The 16,310-nt window shown below is 58.5% G+C and carries 14 protein-coding genes; 12 read left to right on the forward strand and 2 right to left on the reverse strand.

Translation table 11 applies throughout. The annotated features are described in order from the left end of the window. Positions 1–127 precede the first annotated feature (127 nt). Positions 128–1,336 (reverse strand): tyrosine-type recombinase/integrase, encoded by a 1,209-nt coding sequence (locus IE127_RS01030; protein ID WP_244639845.1) that lies wholly within the window; start codon positions 1,334–1,336, stop codon positions 128–130. Positions 1,337–1,468: 132 nt separating this feature from the next. Here IE127_RS01030 and IE127_RS01035 point away from each other — a divergent pair, with 132 nt between their 5' ends. The 7 genes from IE127_RS01035 to IE127_RS01065 all read left to right on the forward strand — a co-directional run bounded on the left by IE127_RS01035 (position 1,469) and on the right by IE127_RS01065 (position 8,654). Next, positions 1,469–1,675: an excisionase family DNA-binding protein gene (locus tag IE127_RS01035; protein ID WP_189422559.1), complete on the forward strand. Its 207-nt coding sequence runs from the start codon at positions 1,469–1,471 to the stop codon at positions 1,673–1,675. A 354-nt stretch (positions 1,676–2,029) separates the two neighbouring features. Further along, complete coding sequence (locus IE127_RS01040) at positions 2,030–3,073, forward strand: helix-turn-helix domain-containing protein (RefSeq protein WP_189422560.1); 1,044 nt, start codon at positions 2,030–2,032, stop codon at positions 3,071–3,073. A gap of 863 nt (positions 3,074–3,936) precedes the next feature. Next, positions 3,937–4,734 carry a hypothetical protein gene (locus tag IE127_RS01045; RefSeq protein WP_189422561.1) on the forward strand — a complete coding sequence of 266 codons (798 nt, stop codon included), beginning with the start codon at positions 3,937–3,939 and terminating at the stop codon, positions 4,732–4,734. Positions 4,735–4,923: 189 nt separating this feature from the next. After that, complete coding sequence (locus tag IE127_RS01050) at positions 4,924–5,496, forward strand: hypothetical protein (protein ID WP_189422562.1); 573 nt, start codon at positions 4,924–4,926, stop codon at positions 5,494–5,496. Positions 5,497–5,597: 101 nt separating this feature from the next. After that, positions 5,598–6,692 carry a phage portal protein gene (locus tag IE127_RS01055; protein WP_194599183.1) on the forward strand — a complete coding sequence of 365 codons (1,095 nt, stop codon included), beginning with the start codon at positions 5,598–5,600 and terminating at the stop codon, positions 6,690–6,692. Between the two features lie 9 nt (positions 6,693–6,701). Beyond that, entirely contained in the window at positions 6,702–8,210 is a 1,509-nt protein-coding gene (locus tag IE127_RS01060; protein WP_189422565.1) for a phage major capsid protein, read from the forward strand. Between the two features lie 57 nt (positions 8,211–8,267). Then, positions 8,268–8,654: a hypothetical protein gene (locus tag IE127_RS01065; protein ID WP_189422567.1), complete on the forward strand. Its 387-nt coding sequence runs from the start codon at positions 8,268–8,270 to the stop codon at positions 8,652–8,654. A gap of 166 nt (positions 8,655–8,820) precedes the next feature. Here IE127_RS01065 and IE127_RS01070 read toward each other — a convergent pair whose 3' ends face one another. After that, entirely contained in the window at positions 8,821–8,985 is a 165-nt protein-coding gene (locus tag IE127_RS01070) for a hypothetical protein (RefSeq protein ID WP_189422569.1), read from the reverse strand. 43 nt (positions 8,986–9,028) lie between these two features. On the opposite strand from IE127_RS01070, the gene IE127_RS19885 reads away from it, so the two are divergent. The 5 genes from IE127_RS19885 to IE127_RS01095 are packed head-to-tail and all read left to right on the forward strand — an operon-like array spanning position 9,029 to position 15,942. Then, positions 9,029–9,400: an HNH endonuclease signature motif containing protein gene (locus IE127_RS19885; RefSeq protein WP_189422571.1), complete on the forward strand. Its 372-nt coding sequence runs from the start codon at positions 9,029–9,031 to the stop codon at positions 9,398–9,400. A 58-nt stretch (positions 9,401–9,458) separates the two neighbouring features. Then, positions 9,459–9,872 carry a phage terminase small subunit P27 family gene (locus IE127_RS01080; protein ID WP_189422573.1) on the forward strand — a complete coding sequence of 138 codons (414 nt, stop codon included), beginning with the start codon at positions 9,459–9,461 and terminating at the stop codon, positions 9,870–9,872. Continuing rightward, the gene (locus IE127_RS01085) at positions 9,841–11,427 is read left to right on the forward strand and encodes a terminase large subunit (protein ID WP_189422575.1); all 1,587 of its coding nucleotides are present in this window, start codon (positions 9,841–9,843) and stop codon (positions 11,425–11,427) included. The genes IE127_RS01080 and IE127_RS01085 overlap by 32 nt, the downstream gene beginning before the upstream one ends. 13 nt (positions 11,428–11,440) lie before the next feature. Then, positions 11,441–15,454, forward strand: a complete 4,014-nt coding sequence (locus IE127_RS01090; RefSeq protein ID WP_189422577.1) for a DUF4214 domain-containing protein — start codon at positions 11,441–11,443, stop codon at positions 15,452–15,454. Then, positions 15,454–15,942 (forward strand): hypothetical protein, encoded by a 489-nt coding sequence (locus tag IE127_RS01095; protein WP_189422579.1) that lies wholly within the window; start codon positions 15,454–15,456, stop codon positions 15,940–15,942. The genes IE127_RS01090 and IE127_RS01095 overlap by 1 nt, the downstream gene beginning before the upstream one ends. Positions 15,943–16,310 lie beyond the last annotated feature (368 nt).

Consider the following 16,310-nt stretch of genomic DNA (forward strand, 5'->3'; position numbering starts at 1 on the left):
CGCCGGGTGGGGGTCGAACCCACGACCATTCGATTAAAAGTGGGTAGGTAAAGCTTAGTTTTACAGGGGTTTGGTAGTGCTATGCGGCATATTTGCGGCATTACCGACCCTGCTATGCTTTCCAATCCTACCCGAATATGTCGCTCGCTAGCCGATCGAACGCGGCCTTGTGCGTCTCGCCCGGAAAGAGGTGGCCATACCGATCCATTGTGATCGCAAGGGTCGCATGACCGGCGAAAGTCTGAATCGTCTTGGGAGGCAGACCGGCCGCAATCCATGAGGAAACGGCGAAATGGCGCAGCGCGTGCCAGTTCGGCCGCTCCCCCTCGAGCTTGTCGAGAAGAGCCTTGTATTCGCGCTTGATCATGTTTCCGTGCCGCACATAACCACCGCGCGTGTTGGGGAACACAAGATCGGTATCAGCCGGGTAGGGACTCCGCTTTCGCCATGCCTCAAGCTGCGCGACCATGCCACTACCCAGCGGCACAGTTCGCGTGCCCGCCTCGCTCTTCGTGAAACCCTCTTGAGCGTGCGCGTCAACGCGAGTTTCAACTGTGACCTCGCCACCATCAAGATCTAGGTGGTGCCAGCGCAGCGCCCATTGCTCGCTCGCTCGCAAACCGGTTGCCGCGGCAAATGCTATGCGCAATCGCATGTCGGATGGCGCGACCTCAAGCATCGCCTTCAGAGTGGCCTTGGAAGGCGGCACAATCTTTTTCGGTGCGTCTTTACGGCCGGTGACCACCTTCACCCCTGCCGCGGCATTGATAGCCACGTTGTTCTTGGTGATCGCATAAGCAAGAACGCGGCGAAGGCTCGAGAGAACTCGTCTTGTCGTCGCCACGGTGACACCCGCGGCTAGAAGCTTGTCTTTCCAATCATCAACATCTGCAGGTGTTAGCCTGGCCAGCTTCATATGGCCAATGCCATCCGTGAAGGTAGTGGCGCGGCTAAAGACCTTGGACTCCTCGTCGCGCGGCTTGGCCAGCACATAGTTCTCAAGTTCGGCGCGGGTCGAGTCCAGATATGTGCGGGTAACTCGTTGGTCGCGTTCGTTACGGGCCTCGAGGTGCTTCACGTAGTCGCCAACGGCTTGCTCTACAGTAAATTTGTCAGCGCCGGCACGGAAGGTGCCTTTTGCAACTTCACCCTCTTTCTCTATCCGAGCGGCATCGGCTTCACGCTTGCGAGCAAACTGTTTGCGGTGTCGCTTTCCACTGGCATCAAACCATGTGAGTAGCCACGCTTCTCGTTCCTCGCCATTAGGCTTAGTCCAATTGCGTTTAGTGATAGAAGCCATTCTGTGACCATCCGAATCGTTGCCGCACGGAAGCATTGCCGCATGCGTAGGCATTGCACAAGGCGCGATTTTGGTAGGAATGGAAAATGTATTTGACGAACGAAAACGTACCTGCGCTTACACTAGTCCCCAGCCCCTTTTTCCGTGCGCTGGGAGAAAGGTGAAGCAATGTCCGATTCCGCAAATGATAATTTCCCTGTTGCTGACCTCCTCCTTGGAGCAAAAGCGATCGCAAAACATCTTGGCGTGACACAGCGCCAGACCTACCGGCTGATAGCTGACCGTCATATTCCATCGTTCAAGGTTGGCGGCACCGTCGCAGCGCGGCGGTCTCAGTTGAATGATTGGCTGTCTGGGCAGTCAGCCGCAGCCTAACTACACACACCATCCACAAGGCGCCCCGACCGTAAGGCCGGGGCCTTTTTCACGCTGTCGGCAGACGCTGACGGCGCCGCGCTTTTGCGCGTCAACAAGGACATAAGAGAATGAAGGTTATATTCGCGCGCCGGGTCAAAAAGGACCGCAGCGGCGGCAATCATACTTGCATCGGCACGGTCGACGTAGAGTTGAATCCGGACCTACGCTTGCATGGCTTGCGGCTGATGCTGACCAGGGGGCGTTATCTCGTCTACGCGCCACAGTCCCGCAGCAATCGAACGGCAACCTTTTCAAGGCCCCTCGCGGAGCAGCTTACCGCGCTCGCTTGTGAGGCGTTGGGAGTTGCCGCTAATGACGAGTAAGGGAACACCGCTAGACCAACTAAAGCTTGTATTGGCGGTTTCGCGGGATAGAGACCTGCCCAGAAGCGCCGTAGCGATATACGGGTATCTGGTCGACGCTTACAAGAACAAGCATGGCAACACATGGGTCAGCCAAGAAACCCTTGGCGATGTCGTTGGGGTCAGCAAGGCGAATGCCTGCCGTGCCGTAGCCAAGCTTGAGGAGTTCGGATACGTCCGAACCGTCTTTCATGGCCATCGCGGCGCAGCTTCTAAATACGTTCCGAACCTCGACTTGTTGTCGATAACGCAACGATTGTCGGAAACGCAACGCAACGGATTAGTTGCCGCAAACGACAATCAGTCAGCCGACCAGTTGCCGCAAACGACAACTCAAACGCCCGACCAGTTGCCGCAAACGGCAACCTACTCATACTTACAGTCACATGCTGACAAAGCATGTGGACTGGAAGTAGGAGGATCCCCGAGCGCTGGCGCCACGACTCCCGCTGTCGCGGGGTCGCGCGCCGCGTCGGGGTTCTCCGAGTTGTGGGAAGCTTATGGCCACACCATTAGTAAGGCCGCTGCCCAGCGCGCTTACGATGAGCTTGCGCCGGATGAGGCCCTGCACCTGACCATAATCGAGGCGGCTCGCGCTTGGCGCGCTGAGTACGATCGACAGGGACGTGAACCGCGTTTTCGGAAGCGATTGCACACCTGGATTGCGGATCGATGCTGGGAGCAGGAACTGCCGAAACCATATCGCCAAGGCAAGCAAACCCAGCCAAAGAAACCACGCGTGCACCCTGGCGAGGTGTTGCGGGACTTCACCATTGAAGATGTTGAGGGACATAGACTCACCATTCGCCCGAACGATCGGGAGGAGGGCGAACCAGAGACGTTCAGCCGAGTTTTCGCGCCGGAAGATGTAGCCGGAATTACGTCTGCAGCGGGCAGGCTAGAAGGCGCGCGCGTCTGGTTGGTCATAGACGCCGATGAGCGACATATCTGGCATCCACACGAAGAAGCGTTGGAACAAAGTAAAATATTATGACGCGTCAAGCAGCTATTTAGTGGATTTTTCCAACAATCGTGAACGTACCGGGTACATATGGGTTTGCTAGAATCTCTCCAGTGTCCCAAGTTAGATTAGTGTTGACGGCCCGCACGTTTCCGCGCGAGCCGCCTTCGCGGTCAATGATCGTCTAGGCTTGGGAAGACGTCCCGCGGTAACGGGGCCATCTTCTGCAGTGTGAGGAGACTAGCTCCCACTGCCCTAGGCGATACCGCCGGTATGTCCTTACGGACACCGGCCGTTCTAAAGTACAAGCTACACGCATGAGCGTTTTGCTCCCTTTAGTTGGAAGCAAGTCCAGGCTTGCTGGCCCCTTCAACGGCCAATCCGCCGAAGCCCTATGATCCCTCCTAAGTCGAATGCGGCTTCTTGGCTTTACTTCGGGGCTTGCCCTTCTGCTTGTATTAGAACTGGAGCGAGAGTGTTCCGATTCAATTTCGTGGTCAACGCAGAAAAATCACTAGTTCTTGTGTCCGGACTGCATACAGAGCCCAGTGATAGTAGGTGAGATATGTGAATTTCGGGGATATAGAGCGACCTCTCGACCGCTAGTATTGCGAATTTCGATGGCGCTTAACCTATTGAATTTTCTTGCATTATCCGACGCGAATCTAGGACCTTATATTCGTCAACTGCGAACTTTCGACTTGCTTTTTGTTGTGTACGATCGTTCTGCACTTAGGATGGCGAGTTGGCTGGTTAACAGGTTATGCACATTCAGCACGACCGCAACGCACCGCCCGCTTGACATTCTCTCAAAAATATTGCAGCCGCGCTTGACGAACGAAAACGTATCTGCGCTTAACCTGAAGGGTTAGACCACAACCCGAAAGGCCAGCACCTTGACCGAACCCGCCTATCTAGAAGACGACGACCCGCGGCTTTCCGAACCGCACCCCATTACCGACGCCGGCCCAAATCCACCCGAGCGCATCATCGGACGGATTATAGGCGGAAAACTGAAAAAGCACATTGCGCCTATCGCCAGCGTATCCGCTCCAAAGCTTACCCGACCACCAGCTGCGAACGACAACACCCCTTTGCCGCACGAACGCCAGCACGGTGAAAGTCAAGCTGATTGGGTAGAGCGTACAGGCACCGCAGGCGCACCATGCGTTATAGAATCGCCGCTTGATCTTGAATTTCGCACAAGGCGGATATCTGGCGACTTGGCGTTAAGCGCTGACTGGTTCAAAGCGCAGTATATCAAGGGCGCCCGAAGCGGCCGCAGCGGCAATCCTCTGAAGGTCGCACCGGGAACGCTGATCGGATCCGAAGTCAACGCTGATGGATACCTGGCCTGTCGTTACATCGCGTTCCGCCTGGGGCACCTTTACCAGACGCTCATGGGCGCCGTGATCGAAGACAAGCCGATGGCTGACCTATGCGGCGCTGAGTTTATGACCAGCGACGGCCGCTTGCCAAAAGACGCTGCTCGCATTGGGCGCCGCCGTGTAGTCGACGCGCTCACGCTCCTCAGTTCCGCCCATGAAGCTTGGATGGATATAGCCGAAGGCAAGGCGCAGCCGCGTTCCTATGCGGTTGGGCCGCTCCTCAACCATATGAGACCCACACAGCTTTCGGCGGCGAACGAAAACGCGCGCGCGAAGGGCAAGCACTACCTGTTAGGAGCCGCATAAGGGGGGGGGTGGTCCACCCCTAGACCCCGTTTATGTTACTATAAAGTGAGTACATCAAAACTTAAGCCCTGCCCATTGAGGCGGGGCTTTCTCGTTTCTGGCGCAAGCTCCTCAGCGCCGGAATCGGGGTGGTGTTTTCCGTGCTGGCCTGCACCACCCCTCACCCCTCAACTGAATGGAGGCGAGCCTATGACGCTCGACACCCTGGCCGCGATCGTTGCGGCACGCCTCGCTGTCGATCGCGGGGCCGTTGATCCTCACCTGTCAAAGGTGAGTGCTGAAGCAACCCTAATCGAGCAGGCCGCAGAATTGATACTTTTGACCCTGGCAGATGGCTGCGAAGACTGGCGGCTATGGTTTGACCTGCCTGATAGCGAGGGTAATGTTTTCACCCCGCTCGAGATACTATCGGCCATGCTCGTATGGCTCGCAGATTTGCGTACCAATGGCCTGGGAAAAATGGCCTTCGAGTCCGTGGTCCGCGTCGGTGATGACGCTGTTGTCATCTCTCGAGATGATGGCAAATTGCTCGTCTACACCGAAGACGGTCACCACGTTCCGCACCTTGCGCGCCGTATGACGAGCGCACGGGCGGTTTCTGGCCGGTGCTTGTTCTGGATAGCCAGAGACATTGAAGACCATCTACCCGAACGCCCGATGGAGTGGCGCACCCCAAAAATTGGCACCGTCAACGGCGTACCGATTGCCCAGTGGCGCGAAGCCATCGAAGGTGAGCTTGAGAAGATGGAAGCCCACCTATGAAGTTGTGGCCATTCTCAAGGAAAGAGCCGGAAACAAAGTCACTAGCCGAACCATCGCCAGAGTTGCACGCGCTTTTCGGCGCCCTGCAGACGGCCGCAGGCATGACTGTTACGCCGGCCCGAGCGATGCAGGTTCCGGCTGTCACGGCATGCGTGCGGGCGATCAGCGAGGCCACCGGCACATTGCCGGTAAAGGTGTTTCGCAGGCTCGAGGGTGGCGGTAAAGAAGCTGCGCCAGATCACCCGGCTTATAAGTTGGTACACGACAGCGCCAACCCTTGGACGGGGGCCGGAAAGCTCCGCGAGCAGCTAACGCAAGACGCGCTCTTGTATGGGCACGGCGTTGCCTGGGTGAACCGGGTGAACGGCGAAGTTCGCGAGCTTATCCGAATAGATCCCCAATCGGTTCGCGTAGAGCTTAACGATCGCACGTCAGAACCTGAGTTTCACGTTTCCGACGCCACCGCCAAGCGTATCTACAGCTGGCGCGATATCGTCTACATACCGGCGCCGGCTTTGGATGGCGTACACGGTCAAGCGCCAATCACTACCGGACGCGAGGCGATCGCCCTGGCATTGGCGCTCCAGGATACGGCCGCAAGGTTTTTCAAGAACGGTGCCCAGCCTAGTGGCGTGGTGACCGTACCTGAGCAGCTTTCACCGGAAGCGCAAAAGCGGCTGGCGCAAGCCTGGCGCGAAGCACACGGCGGCGAAAATAGCCGCGGAACTGCAGTGCTGGAAGGTGGGGCCACCTGGGCGCCCGTCACGATGACCAACGTCGACTCGCAGTTCGAACAGCAACGCGCCGCGCAGAATATCGAGATTTGTCGGATTTTCCGCGTGCCCCCGACATTCGCGCAGGACTATGGGCGGGCGACCTGGGCAAACTCATACAGCGCTAACCTGCAGTTCCTGCAGCACTGCCTAATGCCTTGGCTGCGAGCGTGGGAAGACGCCTTTAAGCGGGTTTTGATCCCAGACGATGAGCGCGATGAATACCTAGTCGAGTTCGTCACTGACGCGCTTCTGAAAGTCGATCCTACCGCGAAGTTTGAAGCGTACAGCAAAGCCATTGCCGCGCGGATCTTCAATCCGAACGAGGTGAGGGCGCTCGAGAACATGCCTCCTTATGAGGGCGGCGACGCGTTCGAGAATCCGAACACCAGTTCGGCGCCAGCAGCGGCACCACAGACCTAAAGAGACATAATGGAACAAATGGTTTTCAAGGCCGCGTTCGCTGTCGATGACAGCGGCGCGGTGGAAGGCACCGCATGGCCGTTCGGCAGCCCGGATCGTACGGGCGACACGATCGTGCCGGAAGCCTTCGCAAGTGCGGTTGGGCATACGTTGCCAATGATGACGCGCCACAGCGAGTCGGTTGGCGTCTGGGATAGCATCACCGTCGACGCCGAGGGCCTGAAGGTCAAAGGGCGCCTGCTTATCGATGACGTACCCGATGCCCGCATCACCCGCGCTCTTGTGCGCGAGGGCGCAATGACCGGCCTTAGTGTCGGTTTCATCCCCAAGAAAGCGATCCGATCCAAGTCAGGGCGCACTTTCACAGACCTCGAGCTTGTCGAGGTTTCAATCGTTGCGGTTCCCGCCCATGCCGGCGCCCGCGTTACCAACATCAAGGAACTACCTATGGGCGAAGCCGCCACCGAAAACAAAGAGTTCGAAGCCGAACTTAAGGCCGCGAATGATAGTATCGAAGCACTTACCAAGCGCCTCGATGAGGCTGAAACCAAGCTGAACCGTCCGGCCGTTCAGACGAAGAGCGATGACGAGCCCAGCGAAGAGCGCAAGGCATTCACCACCTATTTGCGCCGCGGTGACAAGGCTTCCGAAGAGGAGCTTAAGGCGCTGGTTGTCGCCAATGATGAGCAGGCCGGTTACCTGGCGCCGCCTGAAATGGCGACTGAGTTCATCCGTGATCTTGTTGAGTTTAGCCCGATCCGATCGGTTGCCAGCGTGCGCAGCATCGGCGCCATGTCGGTCAAGTATCCGAGGCGCACGGGCATCACCAATGCGAATTGGGAAGGCGAGACCGAAGAGTCCGAAGAGTCCAACGTGACCTTTGGGCAGGTTGAGATTCCGGCTAACCGTATTTCGACCTACGTTGATATCTCGAACGAACTGCTTTCCGACAGCGCTGGTAGTGCCGAGCAAGAAGTTCGGTTGGCACTCAGCGAAGACTTTGCCCAGAAAGAGGGCTTGGCATTCGTGGAAGGTTCTGGCGTCAAGCAGCCTGAGGGCTTGCTGACCAATGCCGAAATTGAGGCTTATCTAAACGGTCACGCTACGACCCTGAGCGCCGATAAGCTCATCACCATGATGTACGACATGCCGGCGACCTACCGGAATAACGGTTCCTGGCTGATGAATGGCACGACCCTTGGCGTTGTCCGGACACTGAAGGACACCAATGGCGCTTACATCTGGCAACCGGGCCTGCAGGCTGGCCAGCCATCGACTTTGCTAGGCCGTCCGGTTGTCGAGGCTGTCGATATGCCAAACGTGGCCAGCGGCGAGTTCCCGATCATTTATGGCGACTTCAGCGCATATCGGATCGTTGATCGCCTCGCCATGTCGATCCTTGTGGATCCGTACACACTGGCCAAGAAGAACATGACGCGCATTCATGCGAACCGTCGCGTTGGCGGCAAGGTCATTCAGGCCGCGCGCTTCCGCAAGCTGAAGATGGCCACCAGCTAAACCAGCCAAACAACAGGGCGTCCGCAGTGGCGCCCTTTCTCATTCTAGGAGAGATACATGCGAGATATCGCAAGCAATATTGGCGTTGTGCAGCTGGTTGTCCCGGCTGTTCTCAGCGCCACGAATACAGCAGAACCCGTCGACCTGCAGGGCTTTGAGTCCGCTGCCGTGGTGATCAATACCGGCGCAATCGTCAGCGCTGGCGACTTCACCGCCAAGCTGCAGGAGTCGGACACCACCGAAACGGGCGACTTCACAGACGTTGCGGCTGAACACCTCATTGGCACGCTGCCCGCTACCCTCGAGGCGGCTAGTACCTACAAACAAGGTTACGCTGGCCATCGCCGCTACTTGCGCACCGTGATCACTAAGAATGGTGGCACGTCGATTGCGGCAAGTGCGGTGCTGGTCAAAGGCCACCCACACGTTCGGCCTGTAGCCTAATCCATCGCGCAGCCGACACTGCGCGTTCAATTTTGCTGTTGGGTTGATTGCTAGGGTTTAGCGAGAGCCCTTGTTTCACTGATTGCTCAACAGCAAAAACGAGCGTGTTCGGGGCGTCCTGGCCTTCGGCTTGAACACCGATGGTTTCCCGGACACGCTCACCCTACTACTCCCTGAGCAGCTGATTCATGATGCGCTTAAGCTTGTCATTTGCGTCCTCCAGCTCGCGTTTCGCGCGATCAATGTCCCCTGAACGCATGTACCTCTCGACATCATAGAGTTCGTTGTTGAGTACCCGCCTTATCTGATCGGCTGCCTCATGGTTCGCCATCTTTGAATCTCCCATGTCCTCACAGGCTTAAGTTAGTCATTCAATGCCCAGTAGACCACCCAGCATATGCGCGTGCGGCGCTGTGGTTTCGGCTGGGCAGACCTGCCCATGTCGCCAGATCGCCAAGACTGAGACCGCGCGCCAGTATGACGAGCAGCGCGGGAACAGCAGCGAGCGCGGATACGACTGGCAATGGCGCAAGCTGCGCGACAGGCACCTAGCTGGGTCACCGCTTTGCGTTGAGTGCCTGGCCAGTGAGATTGTCGAGGTTGCTGTTGACGTCGACCACATCACACCGATCCGCTTGGCGCCTGAGCGGCGACTTGATCCGACGAACCTGCAAAGCCTCTGCCGTCGACACCACAACGAGAAAACGCGAGCGGAAAGCCGGGGGCATGCGCAGACTTCCGAGTAGGGGGCTGCGACCGGCCGGGGTCAAACGCGCGCAAAAATTCTGAATTGGAACATTCTCAATGTCTTACCACACCCGCGGGCGCAAATCGCCTGCCGGGGTGCCTGCTGACGCGCTTGAAAAGGTGCCCAGCGCACCCACAACGCTGAGCGCTGAAGGCAAGAAAGAGTGGCGCCGGGTCATGCCGGTGCTAGTGGCGCGACGTGTGCTGTCGCCAGCCGATATCACCGCAGCCGAAACCTACTGCGCGGCCGTTGGCGATGCTGCCCAGGCCCGAGCCGCCTTGAAGCGCGACGGCGATTACATCGCGAACGCCAAGGGCGAACTGAAGCGACACCCAGCCTGGACCACGCTTCGCGAAGCCACCACGGCAGCGCGCCAGTGGGCAGCTGAGCTTGGCCTCACACCTGCAAGCCGCAGCCGCATATCGGAAGGGGGCGACGATGACGACGCCGACTCCGACTTGGGTTTGTGATGACTCAGCGATCCCCGATCCGCTTGGCTATGGCGAACGCGCCGTAAAGTTCATCAAAGCGCTGAAGCATCCGAAGTCGACCGCACCGGGTCGCGCTTTCCAGCTGGCACGATGGCAGGAAAGGATTGTTCGCAGGATATATGGCGACGTTGACGCGAACGGAAAGCGGCGCGTTCGCCATGCGGTGATCTTGTTGCCGCGCGGTAACCGCAAGACCAGCCTGGGTGCCGCGCTCGGATTGCTGCACACATTCGGCCCGGAAAAGGTGCCGCTTGGCGAGGCAGTGGTTGGCGCGTCTGACCAAAAACAAGCTTCTATCGCGTTTGACGAGGCCATTGGCATTGTCGAGGCCACAAAGGGCCTCGCTAGAGTGGCGAAGCTCCGACCATCCATAAAAACCTTCAGCTATCCGACCAAAGGCGCGAAGTTCGAAGCGCTTTCTTCGGATGCTGGCACCCAGCACGGCCGCACACCAAATTTTGCCCTAGTGGACGAGTTGCACGCGCACAAGAGCCGCGACCTCTGGGACGTGATCCGCACCGGCTTGGTGAAGGTGCCTAACAGCCTGATGCTGACAATCACCACGGCTGGGCGGGGCACTGAAAACGTTGCTTATGAGGCGATCGACTACGCCCGCAAGGTTGCGCGCGGCGAGATAGACGACCTTGCTACTCTGCCGATCCTGTTTGAAGCGGATCCCGAAGAGGATTGGCGAGACGAGTCCGTGTGGCACCGCGTCAATCCGGGCCTTGCCGATGGCTTTCCAGATATCGAAGGGTTGCGCCAGCTAGCGCGCGAAGCCGCAGAGAAGCCGGCCGATCGCGAGGCGTTCAAACAGCTGCACCTCAATATGTGGGGTGAGCATTCGCACGCGCCGTTTGTCGAGATGCATGTGTATGACCGCGGCAATGTCACTGTCGACCTCGAGGCACTACGCGGGCAACCTTGTTGGATTGGTGTGGACCTTTCCAGCACAACGGATCTAACCGCAGTTATTGCCGCCTGGCGCGTTGGCGATGGCTATGCCGTTAAGTCGTGGTTCTACTGCCCAGCCGAAAATCTGACTGCGCGGTCACAGCGTGACGGCGTGCCGTATCTGGAATGGGCAGCGCAAGGCTTCATCGAGCCGACACCCGGCAACGTGGTCGATTATGATCATGTGGAGCGTCGAATCTGCGAGTTGTCCGAAGAGTTCGACGTTCGCGAAATTGCGTTTGATCCGCACCTGGCGCGCCAGACCATGAACAATCTGCAGGCCAAGGGCTTGCCAGTTGTTGAGTTTCGGCAAGGCTGGCTAACGATGGCGCCCGCGGTGATGGAACTTGAACGCGCGGTAATTGCCGGGCGCTTCCACCATGCCGGTAACCCAATCCTTCGCTGGCACTTCGGCAACATTGCCGTGGTGACAGACGCGGCCGGCAACAAGAGCTTTCACAAGGCCAAGTCAGCCGATCGCATAGACGGCGCCGTAGCTAGTGCAATGGCTGTCGCGCGCGCCTCACAAGGCAATACGGGCCGGTCAGTCTACGAAGACCGCGGATTGTTGATTATTTAGGAAAATCAATAAGATGAACACCACCACTAACACGGTGACTGTGCGGCTGCGCGTCGAAGCCGACGGCGCGCTGCGCGACCTCGACAGGTTCGATAAAGAACTACAAGAAACCGCGCAAAGTGCCGCGAGGGCCGGTAGTGCAACAGGCGCTTTCGAGGCGCAGCTAAAGCGCATGACGGCAGCGCAACAAGCAGGCATTCCCGTGCAAGAGGCTCGCGTTGCCTCTATGTCGCGCGAGGAAAAGCTATACCAGCGCCTTGCAGCATCCTCGAGCGCTGAGTCCCGTATCCGCTTAAAGGCTGAACAGGACTTGTCACGGGCTGCAGCTGCAGCATCTAACCTCGTGGTGCAAGGCAAACTTCGCGAAGAAGACGCGCTTCGCGACCTGATGGCACTAGAGCAGGCGCGCGCTGCCCAGATCGACGCTGCGATTGTCGACGCGCAACGGCTTGCCGCAGCGAATGATACGGTTGCCGCAAGCAACATGAGGGTGGGGCGCACCGCAGACCGTGCGGCCGTTCGGCAAAATCTCATGTACCAATATGCTGACGTTGGCGTGTCGCTGGCGTCAGGTATGCCCGCCCATATGGTCGCGATTCAACAGGGCGCCCAGATTGTTGGAGGGCCTGGGGGGTTGAACGCTGCCCTTGCTGAGACTGGCGCACTTGCCCGAATGGTGGTGACGCGGTTCGGCTTGATCGGCGCTGCGATCGCTGGCGGGTTGGTCGCGATCGACTCGATGACGGACTCGATTAACGAGACCAGCGACGTGACAGTTACCTGGGGTGATACAGCCTTGGCCACGGTGCAAGTGATTGCAGGCGGGCTTTATTCGGTTGTGCAACCGGCAGTCGACGCGGTTTCCGGATGGTTTGCGGACAACTGGGCAACCATTGTCGACATCACGAAGACAACGGTGAACTTGATTGTTCGCGGGTTCGTTGGCGGCTTCACCATCGTCAGCAACTCTGTGCAGGCACTGCCCGATATCTTCGCCTTGGCGGGCGCTGCAGCAGCTAACGCGTTCATACGCGCGATTAATGCGATGGTGAACCAGGTTGCGGCCGGGCTCAACGTCATTATCAGCGGCGTCAACGAAATGGGCGCAAACATTGCCCTCATCGAGCCACCCAACCTCAAGGAATTTGAGGCTGAAGCGGCGATCGCGCAGCGGTTGAATGATCGCTACATGGCACTTGGCGAGACGATGGCCGGCATCGCGAAAGCGGATTATGCGGGCCAGCTATTCGACGCTATCGAGGTGCAAGCAATCGAGAACGCCCGGAACCGGCTTTCCGAGACCGAAGAGGCGGCAAAAGGTGCGGGCGGCGCAGCCAAGAAGGCGGCAGACGACACCAAGAAGCTCACTGATGAACTGACCGCAGCGGAGAAAGCCGCGCAGGAAACAGCCGAGGCGTTGGGCAGCACTCTTGGTGAGGCATTCTCTTCGCTCTTCGATGGTCCGATTACAGACCTCGAGGACGCGCTAGACGGCATTCTGAGCAGCTTCGCGCAGTTGGGCCAGCAGAACTTGAGCAATGTGTTTCAGGGAATGTTCTCCACTCCGGCGAACGAGAACCTAGACCCGATTGGCTCCATGCCGTCTTGGCAACAGATGGGCGATTTTGTCGAGAAAGGCGCTGCGAAAGGCACCAAGGCAGGTGCCGAAGGTGGCATCTTCTCCGGCCTTGGCGCTTTGTTCGGCGGCAAAGACGGGCAGGGCGGCACTGCACTAACTGAAGCCCTCAACATGGGTCTGGGTGGCCTTGGCATTGGCTACAGCATGCAAGACCCCATGCAGGGCGCAATCGGCGGCGCAATGCAGGGCCTGCCGGCGCTGTTTGCGGGCAATCCTATTCCGGCGCTTATCGGCGGTCTGGGTGGCTTCATTGGTGGTCTCTTCGGTGCCAGTAAGGCCCTCAAAGAGGCGCAAGCTGCACTGGCCAAGGTCCGCGGCGAGATCGACAACTTCATTGATGTTGGTCAGGGGCGTGGACTTGGCGAGATGACCAAGGCATTCCGCGATGTGAAGGACCAGGCGCTGGAGTTCGAGGAAGTCGCACAAGAAGCTGACAACTTCGATTTGGTCGCCGAAATCCAGGACTCGGTCAACCAGTTCTTCCACTTCCTGAACACCGACTTCATGCTCGGATTTCAGGGTACGATTGATGCATTGCGCTCCGGACAGGGTATGTCTGGCGCTTTCGTTACGGCTCAGTCGGAGGTCACAGACCTGCGCGAGGAGTTGAAGGGCTTTGTCGCCGACGCTCAGTTCATGGGCGACGAGCTTGCGCGGCTGTCTGGCAAGGATCTGACAGAAGAGACTGCTGCTAGGGTGGCAGAAGCCCGTGACGCCGCTCAGGCGTACGCGCTGTCCATTCTAGCTGGTGCTGATGCACAGACTGAGTATGAAGACGCCACGGCTACGGCTCGTGGGCAGGCTTCGGCTCTGCAGGTCACGCTCGAGCAGCTGGGTATGGAGGCAGACAAGGCGGCTGCAGCGATCGACGATGCGTTGAACGTTGCCTTGGCCAAGTTGACCGGTGAATACCTAAACGAGGTAAATTCGTCGATCAATGATCTATCGGGGCTCGGCTATCTCAACGACATCATGGAAGCGCAAGCAGATTATCAGGCTAGCCTTCGTGATGCTGCGGCGCTTGGGCTCGACGGCTCGCTGGCAATGCGCGAGTTGAACCTATCGCTGGCCGATATCGTCCAGAGCGCAGGGTTGTCGGCTGAACATCTTGACATGCTGGCCGCAGCGTTCCCGCTGATGTCCGGCCTCATCGATACGCTAGCAGGTCAGGAGGCGATGCAGACCGTTGCGGATGCCCGCGCCGACCTGCGCCGGGCATACGATGACGAGATATCGATCATCGAAAGCACGATCAGCCGGCTTGAGCGGTTTACCCGGTCAATTCGGGAGTTCCGGGCCGAAATGCGGATCGATGCCAGTTCGCCCCTTGGGCAGCGCGACCAGATGGAAGAGGCGTTGCGCCAGTTCCGCGAGACGGCTGGCCTGGCACTCTCTGGCGATCAGGAAGCACAGGACCGGCTCACCGATGTCAGTCAGTCCGCACTCGACGAGGCGCGGGCATATTATGCGAGCAGCGAGGCTTATGCCGAGATCTGGCGTGAGATCGATGCTACGCTCAGCCAGGTGGAGAGCAGTGCCGGCCGTCAACTGACGGAAGCACAGCGCCAGATGGATCTGCTCAATCAGCAGGTTTCGGGCCTCATCGACATCAACGACAGCGTTGTGTCAGTCGAGGATGCGATCAGCAATCTGGCGGCTGCGATGGAGAACTCGCAGAACGCCCTGCGCGACCAGATTGCGGCGATGCAGAACGCCAGCAAGAGCGCGATCGAAGCGGCTTACCAGTCCAACCTCGGACGATCTGCGGATCAGTCCGGGCTCGACTTCTACCAGGACCAGATCAGCCGCGGCAAAAGCGTCGACCGGGTTGTCTCGGAGATCGCGGACTCGCCGGAAGCCCGGATCCAGAAGCTCTATCGCGACATCTTTGGCCGCTCGGCTGATGCAGCGGGGCTGAGCTTCTACCTCAACTCTGGCAAGTCGATCAGCCAGATCGAGGCGGATCTGCAATACGCAAAGCTTCATGGCGCAATGCAGGCGGGCGGAATCGTCGGTGCATACCAGGGCGGCGGCATTGTCGGAAACGGCATGTTCAACGTCGACAGCGTGCTGGCACGCTATGCGGGCGGCGGCATGATCGGTCTGGCAGGCGGCGAGGGCGTCATGAACGCTCGATCGCTGCAGTCGATTGGTCCTCAGAACTTCGAGCATATGAACCGCACCGGGCGAATACCGGGCAATGACAACAGCGATGTTGTGGCGGAGCTTCGGGCGCTTCGGCAGGACAACTCGCAGTTGACTCGCGCCGTAGAGCGAATGGGCACGATCATCGGGCTATCTGATGAAGAGACACGTGAAGTGATCCGCAACGGGAACAACACACAAGCTGAGGTTGCGTCCGAACTGCGCAGACGGAACGCGGCTTGATGAGACAGGAGCTGTTTATGACAGGTATGCGCATGACCGAATACGGCAACCGCGTAGTCACCACCACCAGCGAACGACCCAAAGGCTGGCCACAGCTATTGAACGCCCTCGAGCGACTGGGCGAAGAGCACAAGCTAGATCCTTCCCTGGAGCCTGAACTTGCCAAGGCCGCTGTGCTCCTCGAGCGCGTGAACGGCGTCGAGTTCTACGTTGACGATTGGGCACCTGGGCAGGAAACGGCGTTTATTCTGGTCGATGCTGAAACCCGCTCCGCTGATTTGATCATACCTGATGATCCGAGCGAGCAAGTGGTATCTCGTGCCACTGGTCGTGAACTGGGCAGGTTTCGCGATATTGAGGCGCTTGGCGCTTGGCTTTGGACAGAGTTAAACCGCAGCCACTATGCGCACTTGGCGCGCCATGCGGTGAAGCTGCAGCACGGCAATCGGCAGCAGCGGCGGGCGGAGAACAGGCAGAATCACGCTTAACTTTGTGATCACCTTGTCACGCGCGGCGTTACAAAATGTACCGTCAAGTCTATTCATTCTGCATAATGAGGCTTAGAAAGAGCAGCGGCCCCGCGTCCTGTCGAAAGTCAGCGGGACCGCCGTACTACAGAACGCTACCGCTTAGGATAGCTTCTGCAGTGCTCGCAGACGACCTCAAGTCGCCCGTGCCGGATGCGCGTGTACTCACGTACGTGCACACCCTTGGGAAGAGAACATACAACCATGTTCTTTTGTCTCCGGACGGGCGACTTAGCCCCCCGCCTTGGCCCCGGCGCACCGTACGCCGCGGCGTATCAGCGATTGGTGCAGTGGGTCGGAAACTTCCCATGCGTCTATAATAGCCCATG

This window comes from Devosia pacifica, from assembly GCF_014652635.1.
Classification (GTDB): Bacteria; Pseudomonadota; Alphaproteobacteria; order Rhizobiales; family Devosiaceae; genus Devosia; species Devosia pacifica.